Origin of the sequence: Nodosilinea sp. LEGE 07088 (genome assembly GCF_015207395.1) — a bacterium.
Lineage (GTDB): Bacteria > Cyanobacteriota > Cyanobacteriia > Phormidesmidales > Phormidesmidaceae > Nodosilinea.
Map to the genome: position 1 here is coordinate 1 of NZ_JADEWX010000359.1, position 1,810 is coordinate 1,810.

The 1,810-nt window shown below is 56.8% G+C and carries 3 protein-coding genes; 1 reads left to right on the forward strand and 2 read right to left on the reverse strand.

The window, feature by feature from the left end:
• Window positions 1–63 precede the first annotated feature (63 nt).
• Window positions 64–357, forward strand: a complete 294-nt coding sequence (gene cas2 / locus IQ254_RS30965) for a CRISPR-associated endonuclease Cas2 (RefSeq protein WP_193969971.1) — start codon at window positions 64–66, stop codon at window positions 355–357.
• Window positions 358–367: 10 nt separating this feature from the next.
• Here the strand turns inward: cas2 and IQ254_RS30970 are convergent, their stop codons facing one another.
• Together IQ254_RS30970 and IQ254_RS30975 are read right to left on the reverse strand one after the other, a co-directional pair.
• Window positions 368–1,162, reverse strand: a complete 795-nt coding sequence (locus IQ254_RS30970) for a hypothetical protein (protein WP_193969972.1) — start codon at window positions 1,160–1,162, stop codon at window positions 368–370.
• A gap of 123 nt (window positions 1,163–1,285) precedes the next feature.
• Window positions 1,286–1,810: DUF4058 family protein (locus IQ254_RS30975; protein ID WP_193969973.1), on the reverse strand; the 525-nt coding region annotated here is incomplete at its 5' end.

The following is a 1,810-nucleotide window of genomic DNA, read 5'->3' on the forward strand; positions in this document are numbered from 1 at the left end:
TATAAGAGACAGGAGATGGGGAGAGCAAGCCAAAATCCAAAATCCAAAATCCAAAATTGAACGATGGCTGAAGCCAAACACTACTACTTGATTTGCTACGACATCCGCGACCCTAAGCGCTGGCGCAAGGCTTACAAGCTGCTGAAGGGCTATGGCGAAACCCTGCAATATTCGATCATTCGGGTGCGGCTGAACGGGCGAGAGCGCGAGAGACTGCGCTGGCAGCTAGAGCAAATTCTCACTCCAGAAGACAGTTTACTGATCGTGGGCCTCTGCAACCATTGTCTAGAGCGCATTGAAGCCTGCAATCGCCCTGAAGCGTGGCAGACCCCAGAGGAGCTACACGCTATTTTCTGAGCCGCCGGGGTCAAACGCTAAACGTGCTTAAAGCATCCACCACGTAGGTCGCCTCCAAAATTCTGGCGACGAAGGTGAGTGGGCCATTGGATGCGCCGCAATATTTGTCGGCTTGGTTGAGCTTGGGCACCGCCGCATAGAACTGAGCTGTGCCGTAGACCACCACCACCGATCGCTGGCTGTCAACACGATCGCCCACCGCTGCAATCACCGTATTGGCGGTATCCAAATCCTGGTCAATACCGGCGTGGTGCAGATCGAGCACCACAATATCAGCCTCAAAGGAGTCTCGCTGGCTGGCAGTCTCTGGTGACCGCAGTTGGGGCTCGTAGCGTACCACCACATTGGTAAAACCCCGCCGTTTCAACACCTCCAGCAAAAAGCTCACCCCCCGTGGACGGCGCGGCGGCGCATTGGCGGGCACCACATAGTCGATCGCAATCCGCTCGGGCAGCAGATCTCGCTCCACCATGGCTTCTAGCTGCACCAGGCGACGGCGATCGCGCTGCAACGCGACGGCGATCGTTCTATCCACTTCACCCCGTACCTTACCTTCGATGCCTTTAAGGGTGTCGTAGTAGTCCTTTAGGCTTTTGATCGACAGCGCCGTGCCCAAAATCGCAATCACCCCAACGATACCCCCAGCGGTGACCAGGGTGAGCTGTACCATATCCACGTAGCGCTGAAAGGTGCTTTCTAGATTGGCGTACTGGGCTTTCAACAGCTCCAGTTCATCCGCTGTAGTTTGAGCCAGCAAACCCTGGGGCCAGGGAAGGTGAATAGACAAATACGCAGGCCAGTCCATTAGCGCTATGACCGAGAATGACCCCGCAATTATAGGCAACTGGGTAACTAGGGAGGATATCTGTATCGCCCTATGAATGTCGAAGACCCCAGGGTTTTTGAAAAACCCTGGGGTCTGGCCCCTCTACCGATACCCGGCCTGCTTTAACACCGCTTTTAACCAAGTCTGCGCGTCAGGGGTTAGCGCTGGGGTCGGGTCACTCTGGTAGTCGAGCACCACCGATAGCCCCGCTCGATCAATCACTGTTTGTAAAAGAGCGTCAAGTTGCACCACAGGCTCTTCGCTCCCTGGCTTTAGCGGCACCGCAAACGGGGGAATGGGGTCTGGCAGCCTAAAGGGATACAGCTCTGCATGAGGTCGCCGCTCCTGCCGACTGACCACAATGCGGTAGTCACTTGCGGCTCCGGCCCCAGCCATGGGCATAGCGGCACCACTGCGCAGCAGGTCAATTTCGACCAAGTGAGTGTGGCTACCCAAGACTAGGTCGCGCTTTTGCAAATAGGCCTCTCGCCCGCGCCCAGGGCGCTTGTTGGCTGGCGAGAGCACCTCAATCACGGTCACTATCGCCTGGGTGGCAACCTCGCGCACCTCTAGATAGCCCTCTTGTACTTCAATGGGCATGGGTAATGGGGAGCGGGGGTGATGGGG

Coding starts and splice junctions, on each gene's coding strand:
- IQ254_RS30970 (WP_193969972.1), bottom strand. CDS start 1,162: ATGGACTGGCCTGCGTATTTGTCTATTCACCTTCCCTGGCCCCAGGGT.
- cas2 (WP_193969971.1), top strand. CDS start 64: ATGGCTGAAGCCAAACACTACTACTTGATTTGCTACGACATCCGCGAC.